This is a genomic window from Oceanobacillus profundus, from assembly GCF_003515705.1.
Lineage (GTDB): Bacteria > Bacillota > Bacilli > Bacillales > Amphibacillaceae > Oceanobacillus > Oceanobacillus profundus.
In genome coordinates this window covers 407,139-424,610 of sequence record NZ_QWEH01000001.1, presented here as the reverse complement: position 1 = coordinate 424,610, position 17,472 = coordinate 407,139, and the positions used below count along the sequence as shown (strand labels likewise).

Genomic DNA, 17,472 nt, shown 5'->3' with positions numbered 1-17,472 from the left:
GAAATGACAATATGGAAAAACAATCGACTTCATTACCCTTTCATATGATTAGAATACCCTTAATGTGCTATAGTAAAAACATAGGAGAACATTTTTTCTTTTAAGGAGTGAATGAGCATGGCAGAAGCAGTAGTAACCATGGATGGATGGTCCGTTGTTCATGATACCCGCACATTTGACTGGGCTTCATGGAAACTGACATCAGAAGAAGTAAGAAACACAGCAATCAAGGAGTTTAAAGAATTGATGAAAAAGTGGGAAGCTGTTGAAGAAGAAAAGCTAGGCAGCCAATCTCTTTATAAAGTTGTCGGAAACAAAGCCGACTTCATGTTTATCTTCCTTCGTCCTACAATGGATGAATTAGAAGAAATTAAACGTGAAATCAACAAGTCGAAGCTTGGAGATTATCTCATTCCAGATTATTCTTATGTTTCTATTGTTGAGATGACGATGCATAATCCAATGAATGAAGGAAAAGATCGTAAATTATCTCCACAGGTTGAAGCTCGCTTATACCCAATTCTTCCAAAATGGGAGCATGCATGCTTCTATCCAATGGCACGTCGTCGCTGGGAAGAGGCGAACTGGTTTGCCATTGAAAAGGAAGAGCGTACAAGATTGCTTTATGAACATGGCATGACTGGGCGTAAATATGCAGGTAAAGTAAAAGAAATCATTACTGGTTCCATTGGTTTGGATAACTGGGAATGGGGAGTTACATTATTCGCGCATGATGCCCTAGAATTCAAAAAAATTGTTTATGAAATGCGCTTTGATGAAGTGACGACAAAATACGCTGAGTTTGGCGATTTCATTGTTGGTAATTATTTACCAGCAGAAGATGTGGACGCCTATTTTGCATTGTAATTAAAACGAAATTAAATTTTAAAGCTAAAGCATGCAAATGTACATTGCGTGCTTTAGCTTTTTTATTTCATCATCATGGATAACAACCATACTACAACCTGGCATTCGTTTCAGAAACACGTCATGAAGGGAAACCCTCTCGTGACGTGTTTAAAGCGAGTGCCTATTTTTATTGTCATGTTCCTATATCGTTTTGCATAGATATATGTAGTGAGTTCAGCATCAAGATTAGACAAAAGTGAGGTATAAACCAATGGCTCTTGTTGCACATACAGAAAATGATATAGCACTGCTTGCCAGATTAATGCGTGCAGAAGCTGAGGGGGATGGCGAACTGGGGATGCTAATGGTTGGAAATACCGGAATTAATCGAGTCATTTCCAATTGTCTTGATTTTACCCAGTTACGAAATATTAATGACATGGTATATCAAAGCCCAGGTGGCTTTGAAGCAACACAGAAAGGATATTTCTACCAACGAGCGAGAGAATCCGATAAGCGACTAGCACGCCGCATTATCCAAGGTGAACGGCAGCATCCTGCAACGAATTCTTTATGGTTTTTTATGCCGGCAGGAGATTGTCCAGCACAATGGTACGATCAATGGAACGTCGGCAGATTCAAATCACATTGTTTTTATGCTCCAACACAGGAAGATTGTCCACGGGTCTACAGATAATAGTGGCTGGAACTAAATCAAGCACATCGATCATTTGTTAAAATTGTGATTGGTTTAGTAAAACAAAATCTGAGATCAATTGCATCAATCTCTTTTCCTGTAATACGAGAAGGCCAAAAGAAACAGAAAAGTATTTCATTAACAGGAGGTTTTTTTATGAGCGAAAAGGAGAACAGCGGCCAACCACAATACCAGGTGCAGGGCTATCCATACTATTATTACCCACCTACTTCCCCAGCATATTATCCAGTTTACAACACGAGGCAATTCCAGCAAACACAGCAGCCAAGCCCACAGCAAACCCAACAAACACAGCAAACTGGAACCGATATACCCGGCATGCTACCTTTACAACAATCTTATATCGAAAATATTTTGCGTTTGAACAGAGGAAAGCTAGCAAACTTCTACATGACATTTGAAAATAATTCAGAATGGAATGCAAAAATATTTACTGGCATTATCGAAGCCGCAGGAAGAGACCATATTATTATAAGTGATCCTAATACAGGAGAACGGTACCTTTTACTTATGATTTATTTAGATTATGTAACCTTTGAAGAGGAAATTAATTATAATTATCCATATGGTGGAGGGCAGCAGTTTGCCAACTATCCGCCACGCTAATCTTTTGTTATAAATCGTTGGGACAGAAACTGAAAAATCACTTACTGAAATAAAAAGGCAGTTTGAACGTTTTCAGGATTGGGTGAGGATTAACCATAGCAAGCAGAAAAAGGATGACTCCACCTCCATCGGGTCATCCTTTATTCCATTTGCTTAACGAGATTGTTCACTCGCATTTTAATGAAGTGAGGCGATGATTCTAATGAGACATCCATATCGAAAATTCATTCAGATGGAATTAATTACATTGTTTCTTGCTTTAATATTTGGACTTGCAGCACTTGTTCTCGGTTATCTTATTATCTTGTTTCTAGCATTCTACTTTATCGTACTGAGTATTATCTGTGATGCGATGATTCTACTACAAACAAGGCACACAGCTGAAGCAGGAAAACAGGTACTTCGCGGAATCATACTATTTCTTTTTACTACCTATCTACTATTCCATTTATAAATTTCGCATCACTGCAATTCCTATTAATACCCACCCAATTAAAAATGCAACCCCACCAATCGGTGTTATCATTGCGAATGTCTTAACCGATGTTAAGGAATAAATGTACAAGCTTCCAGAAAATAAAATAATCCCAATTAAAAATAGCCATCCCGCTGCGGCAAGGGAGCTAACATTTGGGAATTTTGCTAAAAGCAGACCAGTAACAAACAATGCCATCGTATGGAACATCTGATAATCAACTGCTTTCTCCCATGTCGCAATCGCCTTTTCCGACAACTTCCCTTCTAATCCATGGGCACCAAAGGCACCTAACGCAACTGCTAAAAATCCATTAATTGCGCCTAGCAGTAAAAATAATTTCATTTTCAAGTTCCTCCTTCAATCATTAAAAATCAAAAATCGAGTTACCATTCGCACCCTCGTCATCTAATTTTGTACTTTTGGGGTTATTTACCTGTAAGGAGTCATTGCCCACCTTTTGTTCACCAAGCATGACCTTAATTTCTGCATCGGTAAAACCAGTCTTCTCCTGTTTCACAACAGGCTGTTCCCCCTCTAAAAAGAGGTCACATAATAAACGCACATTTGCGATATGCGCCACCATCTGATCCTGTTCATGCTGGTTCTCTTTAGCAAGGTATAATTCATTTAACATCTTTTTTATAATGGTATTGTTCGCTACTGCCATTGCTATCACTCCTTATTACCGTTGTCCTACTCAGATGTTCTCATTATAGCATGATTATTTATATGATAATAGAAATCCACGATGACAAGAGCAACAGCCTAAGCACTCGGATAGCGACGTACGGACTGCGCTCCGAACTTTAGGGTGGCTCGACCTGTCGAACATTCCGACGCAGGAGATTCACTCCAAATTATAAGATGATCTATGACTTTTGCTCCTACGGGCAAAAGTTCATCTAAAAGGAAACATAGCCCTGCCGATGTTGAGCGTAGCCTGGTTTTAATCAGCCATCCTTACTTGGAGGTCATTCCCGATTTCACCACAAGGAATAAGTGCGACTAAGCCTCCTGTCTTGGCAGCCGGCAAGTCTGCTTTTTTTATGTCATGAGGTGAGGGAAGTCACGCTACAGCTTTAGCGCTTCGTGAACGTGCTGTTTCGATGGCTAAGTTATCTACAGCATGCAAACAACAAAAAAAGCCTCGGTAATCCCAAGACCTTTTGTTAGCTATGAATTTAATGTAATCAGAGCTTCTTCTGTTGTATGTTCTATTTCAGTTTCCAGTTGTTCCTCGGTATAGCGTTCATACATCCATTGCAAAAATTTCAATTCTTCGTCCTGCAACTTCCTGCCAAGCTTCTTAGTCATAACATTACTTATCGTAAAAAAGCTTTCCATACCGCAACACTCCTTTTATACATACTGTACTACTGAAGTTTACACGTTCATTATAACGGATTTGATTACAGGAATCAATACAAAAATTTAAGATTAGACAGAATTTACTGATTAATGGACTATCCATTGTGTCGATTAATCGTATATAGGAATAATCTGTCTATCTTTCGCTAAGATGAACCTCCCGCCACTTAAAACGTCCGTTTTTGAAGTGAAGGTTTCCTACTAAATAAATGGAAACGCAAAGAAAATGGGTGACACTCTCTTTTTTACGACACATCGTAAGAGTCGTTTTCATCAACTACAGCAGGCAACAGCTTATCCCAGGATAAGCTGGGTCGAAACTGACCATCTACTACTTCTTGCCATTAGGCAATCCGTAGATACTTTGTAGGTTTTAGCTAAACTCAAGCGTTCTCGCCGTTAAATTGAAAGTGAACCGGCTAACAGCCGGTTCACCGTATGCATTAATTCAATTGATCCAATTTATCTTCTAACTCCGTGATGCGTGCTCTCAATTCGTTAATATCTTCTTTTGTTGCAATCCCATACTCGTCAGCCATGTTTTTCGTTTTCTCAAACTGTTTAGTATTCCATTCATCTTTTTTCATTTCACCTTTTTCGATGAAATTTTTCATCACAGTTTTGGCTTGTTCCTGAGTTAGCTCATTTTTGTCTACAAGCTCTTTTAATTTTTGATCTAATTTCTCTTTACCGCTAATAGCAGCACCAAGACCTAATAAAAACCCTTTTTTTAAGTAATCACTCATTTTCAACAACTCCCTTACTTTTTAGCTTTTTGTGTGGATAAATTAATCCGGGGGCTAGCCCAGTCTAGCAAGATATTATATACTGATTTATCTTGCGTTTTAAGCCAATCCTTTACGAATCAATTACTTGAGCCTTTGCCCTTCTAATCATCCTCAAATGGCTTACGAAAATTATGTTCAAGAAAATGATAAAGATACCTAACACGATAAGACCAATGACAGCCATCGGTTTCATGCTTCCAACAAATCCCCAAATGGATATGCCAATCGCTATTACTACCATCATAAAGGAAAGAACCTCTAATAGTAAATAAAATTGATGCTTTAATTGAACATGATGTTTTACTTTATCCCATTTCCTATCCTTTTCCCCACTTTCTAAAAAACTAAGCAATGCACGAGGATACGATAAAATTGGTTCGGTCAGATTTTTTGCATATTGCTTGGAAACAGATTCTAATAAACTTTTTCTACCGAACCATGTTTTAATCTTAGGCACAGCCCATTTTTTTATATCCATTTCAGGATAGATAGCAAATAATATTCCAATGACAATCGAAACAGCTCTTAACAAATAAGCATAATTTGCCGGCAATTGGATTGGTTGGTCTTGCATGATGACACTAATGTCTTCGCTCAGCTGGCTCATTACCTTTGAATCAATATTTTTCATCGATCCGTCTGAGTACATATCAACAGTTTCTTTAATGACCCGTTTCAGCTTTCTTTTGTCCGCATTAGGCAAAATAAAGTTCATTTTGTCTAAAGATGAAAGAACGATGTCATAATTATCGATGATAAATCCTTGTACAAGCAGCTTAAATTGCTTCGTATCCTCTACTTTGATTTCACCAACCATCCCAAAGTCAAGAATCGCGATTGTACCGTCCTTCTGAATGCGGATGTTTCCCGCATGTGGGTCAGCATGAAATTTCCCAGGATTAAGAAACTGGTCAATATAATGATCGAATAACGTTTTCGTTGTTCTCTCTCGATCAATGCGATGTCTTCTCATAAATTCGACATCTGTTATTTTTGCCCCCTCTATCCATTCCATTACGAGTACTTTTTCAGTACACAGCTCATTTTCGTATTTGGGAATTCGTATGCTGCCATCATCTTTATACCGTTTATAAAAGTATTCCCCAAATTCCAGTTCTTGCTCATAATCAAGCTCACGATTCATAACAAGTACAAGTTCTTTGTATAATGCATTTAAATCTGCCTTTTTACCAAATGTCGTAAACACCTTTAAGATCCAAAAGACCATTCGCAGGGCTACAAAATCCTTGTGGAAAATTTCCTCAATGCGTTTACGCCGTATCTTAATTGCCACCGCTGATCCGTCTTTTAGCATGGCACGATACACGTCACCAATCGATGCAGATGCAACTGCTTTTTTTTCAAACGCCATCAGATGCGTTGCCATTTCTGTTCCCCATTCCTCCTCTATGGTAGCTATTGCATCTTCATATGGCATTGGTGGTACACGATCCACTAAATCATCCAATTCTTTGATAAAGATATCTGGCATAAAGTCGGTTCTCGTACTAAGAAATTGACCGAGCTTGATCAGAATACCACCTAGCTTTTCAGCCTTGACACGGTACTCCCTTGCCATATCGGATAGCATTATATCCCATCGTGCTACAGTCTTCTTATCCCATATTTTATTTCGAAAATAAAAGAAATATATCTTAATTATAAATTTTACTGCCATCCATACGATTACAGTACACCGATAAATCGAATTGTATTTGAATGTCTTAGCCACATATAACACCTCATCATTCTTTTACCCCGAACAACATCATCTTATTACTTTTAACGATATCGAATTATGATTCGTTTGTACAGAATGAGCAGGTAGGTTAAGATTTTTGTTATATGTGGGAATATTAGGAACAGACATTGTTGATAGGCAATCCATTTTGAAGGGGGTGATTAGATATATTAGTTAGTGAATCGTGCGAAATTGAGTTCTTTGGGTGAGGACTGCCGTTGAGGTCAAAGGCTGAGAAACTGAGCGATGAGCCCATTTAAATGGTTTATAATCCATAATGGTATGATTGTGCGCAGATTGTTACAATGAAGGTATAATGGGGGAAATAAAGCGTATCTTTCGATCACCTTAAAACTGGGATTGAATATTTTTCCGTTAAGTTGTATAATCATACAGTTGGATTTAGCCATATTAAATTAGGGTATGAGTTTTTTGGAGGTTATTATGAGAAATTATCGATTGATCGATCATTTTAAATTTATTATCCCTTCGCTGATTGGAGTATTTATCTTTATCATTCCAATTAAAACAGCGGATGGAGTTACAATACCAATAGCAATTTTAGCAAATTGGGTACAAACATTGCTTGAAAATCAGCTTTCTGCCATCATGATGGTTATTATTGTCATAACAGCTGTGATGACGTTGATCGCGAAAATAGCTGGGAAAGAAGCATTTGGAAAAACACCTTTTTTTCAGCAATTATTTTATACAAGTATCTTTTGGACAATAACAAGAGTACTTGCAGCAGTTTTTGCGATTATGGTCTTTTTTCAGCTCGGTCCTGAAGCAATTCACGGGGAAACTACGGGGCAAACTCTATTAGGCAGCTTACTCCATGTATTATTTGCTGTTTTTCTATTTGCTGGGTTGTTCCTGCCTTTATTAACGAACTTCGGTTTATTGGAACTTTTTGGAACGTTAATGACCAAAATAATGCGCCCGTTGTTTAAGCTTCCTGGCCGTTCTTCTGTGGATGCACTTGCTTCCTGGGTTGGCGATGGGACAATCGGTGTTTTGCTTACTAGTAAACAATATGAAGCTGGACTTTATACAAAACGCGAGGCAGCAGTAGTTGGTACAACATTCTCCATCGTATCCATCACGTTTTCCTTAGTCGTTTTAACAGAAGTAAACCTTGAACATATGTTTATTCCATTTTATATTACAATTGTTATAGCTGGTGGAGTAGCCGCTTTAATTATGCCGCGAATCCCTCCGTTATCAAGAAAGCCGGATACGTATATGAATGAATCAGCTGAGCCAATAGAAGAAGCAATCCCTGCCGGCGAAAGCATTTTGACATATAGCTATAAAAATGCATTAAATCGCGCGAAAAAAGAAACGAGCTTCACAAACTTTATTAAAGAAGGCGTACAGAACATTTTTGATATGTGGATGGGTGTTGCCCCAGTTGTAATGGCATTTGGCCTGGTTGCTCTTATAATCGCTGAATATACACCATTCTTCCAATGGATTGGTGCACCATTTATTCCATTGCTAGAACTCATGCAAATTCCACATGCACAGGAAGCATCACAAACCATCCTGATTGGGTTTGCCGACATGTTCCTGCCAGCAATTATTGGTTCGTCAATTGAAGCCGAAATTACTCGCTTCATCATTGCTGCATTATCAGTAACGCAATTGATTTACATGTCTGAGGTCGGTGGATTAATACTTGGAACAAAGATTCCTGTAACCTTTATAGACCTTATTATTATTTTCTTACTGCGTACGATTATTACACTCCCAGTTATAACGCTGATTGCACATTTTATCTTTTAGAAAACAAGATACAAACAAAAGAAGCAGACAATCATTCTCGATTGCCTGCTTCTTTTTATGTTATTAAAAAGGGGGGTAGTTACTCATACGATCCATGGTCGTTTTAGTTTCAATTATTTTCATTTAACTTTCTGTTTGTGTCGTGCTTCTATTTCTTTCACCTTTTATTGTCTGTTTCAATAAAGTAACTTTCCCTTCAATGAACGGCTGCCACAAGCGCAGAACCGGCTTACTGGAGAGCACAATGACAATTAAGGCTGAAATAGCTGCAAGCCCGAGAACATCAATAACCCCATTTACCTCAAAGTAATTATTTTGGCGGAAAAATTGAACAATAAACCCATGAAGGAGATATACATATAATGTACGTGTTCCAAGCTTCGTAACCCATCCTAGATTTATATGCGGTATCCAAGCAAGTATACTAATTGTCATCACTGCAGCAACAATATAAAATAGGAACCTTGCAATTCCTCCATACTGTTCCATTCCTAAATCTCCATAAGAACTGGACGCGAGCAACCATCCTGTATTAATGTCAGGCAAGTAGTAAATTGCTACCGCTAATAATGTCATAACGATAACCGATGAAATTTTCACCAGCCTATGTTTCACCCACATTACTTGCTTTTCCGTTAGCCAGAAACCGATGAGGAAGAAAGGAAAGAAAGCAAATGTACGAGAAAGACTAAAGGTATGCCCAATTTCACCAAAATATCCCACAATAATTCCAACAAGCACTGCTAGAGAAATACTTAGTAGAGCCGGTAATTTTTTATACCAGGAGAGCAGAATATGCCAACAGAACAAACTAAACAAGAACCACAGTGACCAATGCGGATAGAAAATCCCTGCTTGCCAGCCTTCTTTTCCAATAAAGAAGTAATAAATGGTGTATAGGATTTGAAAGATTAAGTATGGAACTAATAACCGTTTTGCTAGTTTTAAAATATAATCTTTGTTTCCAGAACCCTTCGCAAAGAATCCAGACAATAAAATAAATGCCGGCATATGAAACGTGTAAATCCACATATACAGTGTGTTCATTCCTTTTGAATCACTAATAAATGGCTGTATAATATGTCCAAAAACAACTAGAAAAATCAATAATACCTTTGCATTGTCAAAAAACGAATTTCGTTTCATCATTTCTCATCCCTCTTAATTATGTCGGTTTACATTGTAGTAAACACTTTACCCTTTTTTTATGAAAAAATCATAAAAAATGAAGTGATTTCATCAATTTGTTAATAGTTTGTAAGCATCGTGAAAAATTGATGCAGCTTTGTAATCAGCTTGGCGAATGATGGAAAGAATACCAATGAAAAATTTGCCTATGACAAACAGCAGCCATTTTAACTTATATATCAGTTTTCTATTTGTGAAGATCACTATTTATATCAGTCTTTCATCTAGCAAGCAACAGTATTCCTATTATGATCTCAACTTGGCATTTAAACATAAAAGAACGCACCATCTTAGATTGGTGCGATTGTTTCATTCAGAAATCACATTAAGTTTTCCTCTAATTCAATCTCAACATTACCTTTTATTGCCCGAGAAATCATACAGCTTTTTTCTGCTTTCTCCACAAGCTTACTTAGTTTTCTACGTTGTTCATCAGTAGCGCTAGCTTGTAAAGAAACGGTTGGTCGATGGATTATTTTTTTATAGGTGAATACACCCTTCGTTACATCAACAACCCCTTCTGATTCCAGCGACATATGGTCAAGTGGTAAGTCTGCACGCTCTATCATTGCTGCTAATGTAATGATATAGCATGTTGCTGCAGCACCTAGCAGCATTTCATCTGGATTGGTCCCAATATCAGGTCCATCCATCTCTTTCGGAATCGAAATCTTCGTTTGTAAATTTCCTGCTTCGATATATCCATGGCTATTTCGTCCACCAGGCCAGCTTGCATTTAAATGAAAATGATGCTCCGCCATTCCAATCACCTCTTTATTTCCATTTTAACCTAAGCTCTTAGTGAAACAAAAACAAATGCAACTTTCGCTTCGTCAACCCCTCATCATGAATCTTTCTTACTAGGACTAGGATTCACATAAATTTACTGAAACTTTTACAGTTGTAAATCGTATTACTACTATACCCCTTAAAAGAAAGGCGGGATGATCGATGGATTCAGAAAAAATTAACCAATACAAAACGGTTTATAACGAACTATACGCTGCAATGAAATGGAAGGTATCCGATAGCCGGACTTTAATGGCGATTGCTTCTATCTATGTGATGAGCAAGAAAGAATTCCGCTTTGATGCATTTCTGCAGCTTGCTGATCGTATAAAAGCGAGAGCTGGCTTTTTCTCACCAATGAAGTCTACTTCACGATTTACTACTGCAGCAACACTCGATATAAAATTTGATCGTCCTGAAAATCAAATTAATAACCTTTTCATTTTATATGATAAATTAAGAAAAGCTAAATTCAGTAGTGGTGTCTACACGTATTTGGCTGCATCCACATTGCTGACTCATATCGATTACAGAAATAACGAGGAGCAAATGATTGCCCGAGCAAAGGAAATCTATGATGGCATGAAACAAGAGCATCCTTTCCTCACAAGTGCAAGTGATTACCCACTTGCTGTATTGCTCGCATATGAAAACCACAATGACATTATTGAACAAATGGAAAGATACTATGAATCATTAAGTAAAAACGGTTTTCGAAAAGGGAATGACCTGCAGTTTCTAAGTCATATTCTTTCATTGGATACAAACACGTCTGCTGGTCGTTTAGTTAGCCGGACTACGACAATAATGGATAGCTTTAGAGATACTGGTATCAGACCAAAACCAATGTATTATCCTATTATTGGCATGCTAAGTTTACTGCCAGAAGAACAATTTCAGATGCATGGGATTTCACAGATGTTTGATCAATTAAATAATGAAAAAAGCTTTCGATGGCAAAAGGATATGAATCTGATTACAGCAGTTTCCTTCTACGTAAATGAAAAAATTGACAATAAGAGCCTGGCAGCAACAACTCTTCAAACGACATTAGAATCCATCCTGCAGGCACAACAGGCAGTTATGATCGCTACAATCGCTTCAACTACTGCAGCCACCAATGCAGCGAATAATAGCACGAATTAATTAATTCGAGAGAAAAACACTCCACTTCCCAAAAAAGAAGTGGAGTGTTTGTTCATTATCTAGGAAATTACAAAATTTGAATGTTATGGATAAATTAGTTACCGAAACAGCCACATCCAGCTCCCAGTGACTAGCGAGACTCCCCTCACCTCCGTACGATAAAGAAGACTTGCCGACTGGCTAAGACATGAGGCCTAGTCGCACTTATACCCTTGTGGTGAAAGTTAACATCGACTCTAGGTAAAAGGATGGCCGACTAAAATCAGGCTACGCCTAACATCGGCATACCCCTAAAGGGGCATGTTTCCTTTTAGATGAACTTGACTTTTCGCCCATAACGGCGAAAGTCATAGTTCATCTTATACTTTGGAGTGAATCTCCTCCGTAGGAATGTTCGACTCATCGAACCACCCCAGAGTTCGGGGCGCAGTCCGTACGTCGCTAACCGGGCGCTTGCGCTTTTGTTCTTAAGCTTCTTGTTCTTTTTCTTTTTTCGGACTAGAAGCAAACCAACCAACAACCGCAATTAAAACAAGTATAATATAGAAAGATGTTTTCCATATTGTGGAATGCGGGAATTCGTATGGAATCCATGCAATATCAGGATGTGCCATTACCAAGACCGCTAGCTTCACACCAACCCAACCTACAATTACAAATGCTGCCGTTTCCAGAGCTGGTCGTTTATGGAGTAAGCCAACAAAAATGTTAGCCGCAAAGCGCATGATGATTAGACCAATCACACCACCAGCGAATATGACAGCGAATTGTCCGGCATCAAGACTCCCAATTGTACCTAGTCCAGTTGCTGGAAGTGCTACCGCTAGTGCAACTGCTGCAAGAATCGAATCGACTGCGAATGCTAAGTCAGCAAACTCTACTTTAAGAACAGTAAGCCAAAATTCCTTTGGAGAAGCCTCTCCTTTTTCATTAAGCTCAATAACCTTTTTCCCTTTTTCACTATCATCTTCGGATTTCGATCTAAATTTACCATATAGATTCCGAAAGGCGATAATCAACAGGTAAGCAGCACCTAATGCTTGAACTTGCCAAAACTCCACAAGAAACGAGATAACAAACAATGATCCAAAACGTAAAACAAATGCCCCGGCCAATCCGTAAAACAAAGCTCGCTTGCGTTGTTTTTCCGGAAGATGCTTTACCATAATAGCCAATACTAATGCATTATCGGCAGCTAAAAGCCCCTCCAAACCAATCAAAACAACTAAAACCCATAAATATTCCAAAATCAATTCTGTTCCCATGTGTTCTCTCCTTAAAATGTAGTCTCATCAACAGGAAAAGCACACAAAAAGAGACCTTTACCTGTCGATGGGTAAAGGTCTCGCTAACAACGTTCATTGCCAATTAAGCCGGAGATATTATCTCGTAATGACGACTTAAATTGTACAGCTACTCCCCTTTAGGAAATATTAAGTTACTAATATTAAACCCTAATTATCGCAAAATGTCAAATTTCGCTCTGGAGATTGTTCAACTAGCAGTCGTAAGCGCTTCTCAGCTTTATACCAACGACTTTTGACCTTTACAGCATTGACCAATGTTATGAATATCACTAAAATTATAATTCCCAGTAAAGTGAAAGTTAATCAGTATTATCCTTGAACAGAGGTCACATGCCATATTAATCTGTTTATAAACAATCTCACTTTTAGAAAGCTTATCCAATCTAGCTTTATTATTCGTTACCTTCCAATATATCGGAAATAATCTGATCCATTGTTTCTTTTAATGAAGTTAGCTTTGCTTCACTATCTTCTTTATCCTTACCACATACACCGTAATAGCATTTGATTTTCGGCTCTGTACCAGATGGACGTAAGCAAACCCATGCATTTTGCTCCAAAATAAATTTCATCATATTTTCCTGGGGCAAATCAATTGTTTCTTTTCTTGCTTCTGCCATTAGCATACGTTCGCTCGTTAAATAGTTTTCTACTTGTTCAACTTTTATTCCGGCAATCTCTTTTAGTGGGTTGGAGCGGATTGCATCCATAATGTTAGCGATTTGTTCCGACCCTTCCTTCCCTTTTAAGGTTAAGGAAGACATTCCTTCCAAGAAATAACCGTGCCTCTCAAATAAAACATCCAATGCCTCAAATAATGTTTTTCCTTGTTCCTTCCAATAATAAGCCATTTCAGTTGCCATCATTGCAGCTTGAACTGCGTCTTTATCTCGTGCAAAGCTGCTAATCAAGTAACCGTAGCTTTCCTCAAATCCAAATATAAATGTCTCACCAGTTGCGTCAAATTGATTAATTTTCTCACCAATAAATTTAAATCCTGTCAACGTATCAAGCGTTTTTACATCATATGATTCTGCGATCGCTCTTCCAAGCTCTGTTGAAACAACTGTCTTAATCATACGTGGGTTTTGGTAGACCTGTGGATTTGTATGGGATAAAATGTAATCAAGCAACAATGCCCCAAGCTGATTTCCTGTTAATACTTGGTATTCACCAGCACTATTTTTAACTGCTACCCCTAAACGATCTGCATCAGGGTCCGTACCGAGTAGAATATCTGCATCCGTCTCTTTACCAAGTTCAATTGCCAGCGAAAATGCCTGATGCTCTTCCGGGTTCGGTGATGCAACAGTAGAGAACATTGCATCTGGCTCTGCCTGCTCTTTCACAATTGCTACTTTCGGAAAATTAAGTTGCTCAAGCCCTTTCGTTACAAGGTTATAAGCCGTTCCATGCAATGGGGTGAAGACAATCTGCAAGTTTTTTTCTTTTTGATGGACATCCTCGCTCATTTTCGTCATATGATACAAACGTTCCAAATAGGCATTATCAATTTCATAACCCAGCCAATTTAGAAGACCTTTTTCTTCTAGTTCTTCCTTTTCTAAAAATGGCACTGTCAGCTCATCTTTCGTCTTTTGAATTGACTCAATGATTAGATTTGCCTCTTCTGGAACAATTTGAGCACCAGTTTCATTGTATACTTTAAATCCGTTATACTCAGGAGGATTATGACTTGCAGTAATCATGATTCCTGCAACAGTTCGCAAATAGCGAACAGCAAAAGAAAGAAGTGGTGTTGGGCGTAACGATTCAAAAATATGTGTTTTAATTCCATAGGAACCAAGTACCTTCGCCGATTCGACTGCAAATTCTTTTGACATATTTCTGGAATCATAGGCAATAACAACACCTCTATCACGGACATTAACTTGGTTTGCTAATAAATAGTTCGCAAGCCCATTAACAGCTTTTCTAACCGTGTAGATGTTCATTCGATTAACACCGGCACCAAGGACACCTCGCATACCACCGGTACCAAATGTTAATTCTTTATAAAATGCGTCTTCTAGTGCATGCTTATTATCTTTAATTGTATGTAATTCTGTTTTTAAATCCTTATCGAGACCTTCAAATGAGTCCCATTTTTGAAAGATTGCTTCCCAATTACTCACATCATTACCCCCATACCATTATATATATGTCAAAATTTTAGCATACTTTTCTGCTTTATACTATAACTCTTTATCATAATATCTGGAAGTCATTTTTTGAAGAAAGCTTGTACAGGAAATTCTCCCAAAAATCATTAGATTAATAGCTTTTGCACATACTTCCCAATGATTAGCAGAGGAAATCTTTTTCAATACGCTATACCATTCTACGCAAAGGGATTATAATCTATTCATTTTTATTAACGAAATAAAAAATACAGTCGCTGTTTTTGCTATAATAAACACATCAGATCAAAGGGGGGATGATTCATGACAAAGCTACAGCTGCTAGCAAAACTGGATGAATTAAAATCCGATTATGTTCGGATTCAGAGTGACATGGACAAGTTGGAATATGTCAAAGGCAGAGTATCCTCTGCTGAAGAACAGTTAATCCGGCTGGAGGGTGAAATCGCTGAGGTGAACCGCCAGCTAGACGAAATAGATGAGTAAGCAAGAGGCGAACGTAATAGGGAGGAGAGCACATTACGCTCTCCTCCCTCCCTTTTTACTCGTTTAACGTTCGATTACTTTCCAATTTTGCTTGAATTTTTGCTTGCTCCTTTGTTGGTGGAGTTAAGCTAACGATTTTGTCACCTATTGCAGGAACAGTACGCATTTCCTCAGAGAAAAACTTCAATTGTCCTGAAGGCTTGATTAAATATAAGAAAATAGTTGAAGGATCCTTTTCTGCTTTGTACGCTTCAAAGTTGAATTGCTCTGTCAATGTTGTTTGACGGAATACATAACCACTCTCAATTTTTCCAATCAAGATTTCGAGCGGAAATTTCTTATCGAATAAGATTCTTCCACCTACCTTGGAAACGACTCCTTTTGCATAGCCATTGTCAAGCTGGTTGTAAGGACTCGCCTTAAACACATTTGTCCTGCCATATTCTGGCAGGAATGTCGTGCAGATTAAAGAGTTAAATGCTCGGTCATCAGTCGCGGCAAGCAGGTATTCATACGGAATCGTGTCTAAATGATGTTCCGTTTGTTCAGAGAGCATATTTCCATAATAAAAGGGTACGCCCGACTTTCTTGCTATACTTAAATGTTCCCAGGATGAATCAATAATCATTGCTGGTACATTTACCTTCGCTAAGGATTTGGATAATTCAATTGTAAATGGATTACTGCCAACAAGCAGCACACCAGGATTGCCTGTCATCGATAAATCTAATTTCTTCGCCAGCCAGCCAATGGAAAATCCATGGGCCAAAACTGTAAAGATAACAAGTGCAAACGTCAATGTTGTTAAAATGGAAGCATCCTCATATCCCGCGTCAGCTAGAACAGTTGCAAAATAGCCTGATACCGTCAATGCAACAATCCCACGCGGAGCAATCCAACCAACAAGTGCCCGTTCATTAAAAGATAGTCCTGTACCAATTGTAGCTATAAAAATGGACAATGGACGAACAGCAAACATCATTAATAGAACATACCCAATAATATTTGGACTGAATATATGCAGAATCGTGTCCATTTCCAAGGAAGCTGTAAGCATAATAAAAATCGTTGATATGAGCAGCACAGAGATATTTTCTTTAAAATGGCGCATATCAGAGATTGAACTAATCCCCATATTAGCTAGTGTTATTCCCATTGCTGTCACAGATAAAAGCCCTGTTTCATGCATGACTTCATCTGCAGCTGTAAAACAAAAGATAACAACGACAACCACTGCCGGTGATTTTAGGAATTCAGGAATATGTCCTGTTTCAAACATCCATCCAAGACCACGTCCCAGCGCCCAACCAAGAATAATCGCAAATAAGGAAGCTGCGAAAAACATAAGAAGCTGTGTACCATCAGGGTCAATTGCCGTAATAAATGTGATGATTTCAAAAGCAAAGACTGCAAGTAATGCACCAATTGGATCAACGATAATTCCTTCCCATTTCAGAACTTTAGCAGGTCTTGCTTTTAATTTTGACTGTCTGAGCAACGGCATAATGACAGTTGGACCAGTTACAATAAACAATCCACCAATAACAAAAGCTACCGCCCAAGAAAGACCTGCAACATAGTGAGCAGTTAAAGACCCAAGGATCCAGGCAATAAATGCGCCGACTGTTGATATTCGGAAAATCGATTTTCCTACACCACGCAGCTCGCTAAAGCTTAGGTTCAAGCTCCCTTCAAAGAGAATAATTGCAACCGCCGCCGAAATAATCGGACTGTACATCGGACCAAAACTTTCCTCAGGGTTTATAAATCCAAAAATTGGACCAACTAATAATCCCGTAATGGCCATTACAACAATCGCAGGTAATCGATAACGCCACGCTACCCATTGTGATCCAATTCCAAGTAAACCAATGATCATGATTTCAAATAACAATGAAGGAACCATCTCAACCCCCCTAAGCAAATTTTATAAACGTTATTTTATAGATGTATCCATGAAATGTAAATGATTTGAGCGTTTTTAGTAAATAATGGGAAATATATGCTGGTTATAAAATGTTGCATCGTCAATGCAAGTTATATGTTAGATGTATAAAACGTTTTACAAAATCATTTCTA

General features: G+C 38.2%; 17 protein-coding genes. 7 read left to right on the top strand and 10 right to left on the bottom strand.

All coding sequences use genetic code 11. The features are described from left to right. Positions 1-117 precede the first annotated feature (117 nt). The 4 genes from hemQ (at position 118) to D1B32_RS01955 (ending at position 2,627) form a co-directional block, all read left to right on the top strand. Positions 118-867 (top strand): hydrogen peroxide-dependent heme synthase, encoded by a 750-nt coding sequence (gene hemQ, locus D1B32_RS01970; RefSeq protein ID WP_095307763.1) that lies wholly within the window; start codon positions 118-120, stop codon positions 865-867. A 253-nt stretch (positions 868-1,120) separates the two neighbouring features. Continuing rightward, complete coding sequence (locus tag D1B32_RS01965) at positions 1,121-1,546, top strand: cell wall hydrolase (protein WP_095307761.1); 426 nt, start codon at positions 1,121-1,123, stop codon at positions 1,544-1,546. Positions 1,547-1,702: 156 nt separating this feature from the next. Next, entirely contained in the window at positions 1,703-2,173 is a 471-nt protein-coding gene (gene gerQ / locus D1B32_RS01960; RefSeq protein WP_095307759.1) for a spore coat protein GerQ, read from the top strand. A gap of 193 nt (positions 2,174-2,366) precedes the next feature. Beyond that, positions 2,367-2,627 (top strand): hypothetical protein, encoded by a 261-nt coding sequence (locus D1B32_RS01955; RefSeq protein WP_240033701.1) that lies wholly within the window; start codon positions 2,367-2,369, stop codon positions 2,625-2,627. Here the strand turns inward: D1B32_RS01955 and D1B32_RS01950 are convergent. The 5 genes from D1B32_RS01950 to D1B32_RS01935 all read right to left on the bottom strand — a co-directional run bounded on the left by D1B32_RS01950 (position 2,622) and on the right by D1B32_RS01935 (position 6,539). After that, positions 2,622-2,993, bottom strand: a complete 372-nt coding sequence (locus tag D1B32_RS01950; protein ID WP_095307755.1) for a DUF423 domain-containing protein — start codon at positions 2,991-2,993, stop codon at positions 2,622-2,624. The two genes, D1B32_RS01955 and D1B32_RS01950, sit on opposite strands and share 6 nt — an antisense overlap. A gap of 22 nt (positions 2,994-3,015) precedes the next feature. Continuing rightward, on the bottom strand, positions 3,016-3,318 hold the full coding sequence (locus tag D1B32_RS01945) for a YwdI family protein (RefSeq protein ID WP_095307753.1): 303 nt from the start codon (positions 3,316-3,318) through the stop codon (positions 3,016-3,018). A gap of 506 nt (positions 3,319-3,824) precedes the next feature. Beyond that, positions 3,825-3,995: a hypothetical protein gene (locus D1B32_RS23970; protein ID WP_168927270.1), complete on the bottom strand. Its 171-nt coding sequence runs from the start codon at positions 3,993-3,995 to the stop codon at positions 3,825-3,827. Between the two features lie 467 nt (positions 3,996-4,462). Then, a complete protein-coding gene (locus tag D1B32_RS01940) occupies positions 4,463-4,765 on the bottom strand; it encodes a phasin family protein (protein ID WP_095307751.1) in 303 nt (100 codons plus the stop codon). A gap of 112 nt (positions 4,766-4,877) precedes the next feature. After that, the gene (locus D1B32_RS01935) at positions 4,878-6,539 is read right to left on the bottom strand and encodes an ABC1 kinase family protein (protein WP_118888483.1); all 1,662 of its coding nucleotides are present in this window, start codon (positions 6,537-6,539) and stop codon (positions 4,878-4,880) included. Positions 6,540-6,992: 453 nt separating this feature from the next. On the opposite strand from D1B32_RS01935, the gene D1B32_RS01930 reads away from it, so the two are divergent. Beyond that, positions 6,993-8,336 carry a YjiH family protein gene (locus D1B32_RS01930; RefSeq protein WP_118888482.1) on the top strand — a complete coding sequence of 448 codons (1,344 nt, stop codon included), beginning with the start codon at positions 6,993-6,995 and terminating at the stop codon, positions 8,334-8,336. Between the two features lie 123 nt (positions 8,337-8,459). Here D1B32_RS01930 and D1B32_RS01925 read toward each other — a convergent pair whose 3' ends face one another. Together D1B32_RS01925 and D1B32_RS01920 are read right to left on the bottom strand one after the other, a co-directional pair. Beyond that, entirely contained in the window at positions 8,460-9,482 is a 1,023-nt protein-coding gene (locus D1B32_RS01925) for an acyltransferase family protein (protein ID WP_095307837.1), read from the bottom strand. A 362-nt stretch (positions 9,483-9,844) separates the two neighbouring features. Further along, positions 9,845-10,285: an OsmC family protein gene (locus D1B32_RS01920; protein WP_095307747.1), complete on the bottom strand. Its 441-nt coding sequence runs from the start codon at positions 10,283-10,285 to the stop codon at positions 9,845-9,847. Between the two features lie 190 nt (positions 10,286-10,475). On the opposite strand from D1B32_RS01920, the gene D1B32_RS01915 reads away from it, so the two are divergent. After that, on the top strand, positions 10,476-11,459 hold the full coding sequence (locus D1B32_RS01915) for a DUF4003 family protein (RefSeq protein ID WP_118888481.1): 984 nt from the start codon (positions 10,476-10,478) through the stop codon (positions 11,457-11,459). A gap of 467 nt (positions 11,460-11,926) precedes the next feature. Here the strand turns inward: D1B32_RS01915 and D1B32_RS01910 are convergent, their stop codons facing one another. Both D1B32_RS01910 and D1B32_RS01905 read right to left on the bottom strand, forming a co-directional pair. After that, on the bottom strand, positions 11,927-12,724 hold the full coding sequence (locus D1B32_RS01910; RefSeq protein ID WP_095307745.1) for a MeeY/MeeF family manganese export membrane protein: 798 nt from the start codon (positions 12,722-12,724) through the stop codon (positions 11,927-11,929). A gap of 434 nt (positions 12,725-13,158) precedes the next feature. Next, positions 13,159-14,901 carry a phospho-sugar mutase gene (locus tag D1B32_RS01905; protein WP_095307744.1) on the bottom strand — a complete coding sequence of 581 codons (1,743 nt, stop codon included), beginning with the start codon at positions 14,899-14,901 and terminating at the stop codon, positions 13,159-13,161. A 309-nt stretch (positions 14,902-15,210) separates the two neighbouring features. Between D1B32_RS01905 and D1B32_RS01900 the strand changes: the two genes are divergently transcribed. After that, positions 15,211-15,393 carry an SE1832 family protein gene (locus tag D1B32_RS01900; RefSeq protein WP_095307743.1) on the top strand — a complete coding sequence of 61 codons (183 nt, stop codon included), beginning with the start codon at positions 15,211-15,213 and terminating at the stop codon, positions 15,391-15,393. Positions 15,394-15,448: 55 nt separating this feature from the next. On the opposite strand, the gene D1B32_RS01895 is transcribed toward D1B32_RS01900, so the two are convergent. Next, positions 15,449-17,299: a cation:proton antiporter gene (locus D1B32_RS01895; RefSeq protein WP_095307741.1), complete on the bottom strand. Its 1,851-nt coding sequence runs from the start codon at positions 17,297-17,299 to the stop codon at positions 15,449-15,451. Between the last annotated feature and the right edge of the window lie 173 nt (positions 17,300-17,472).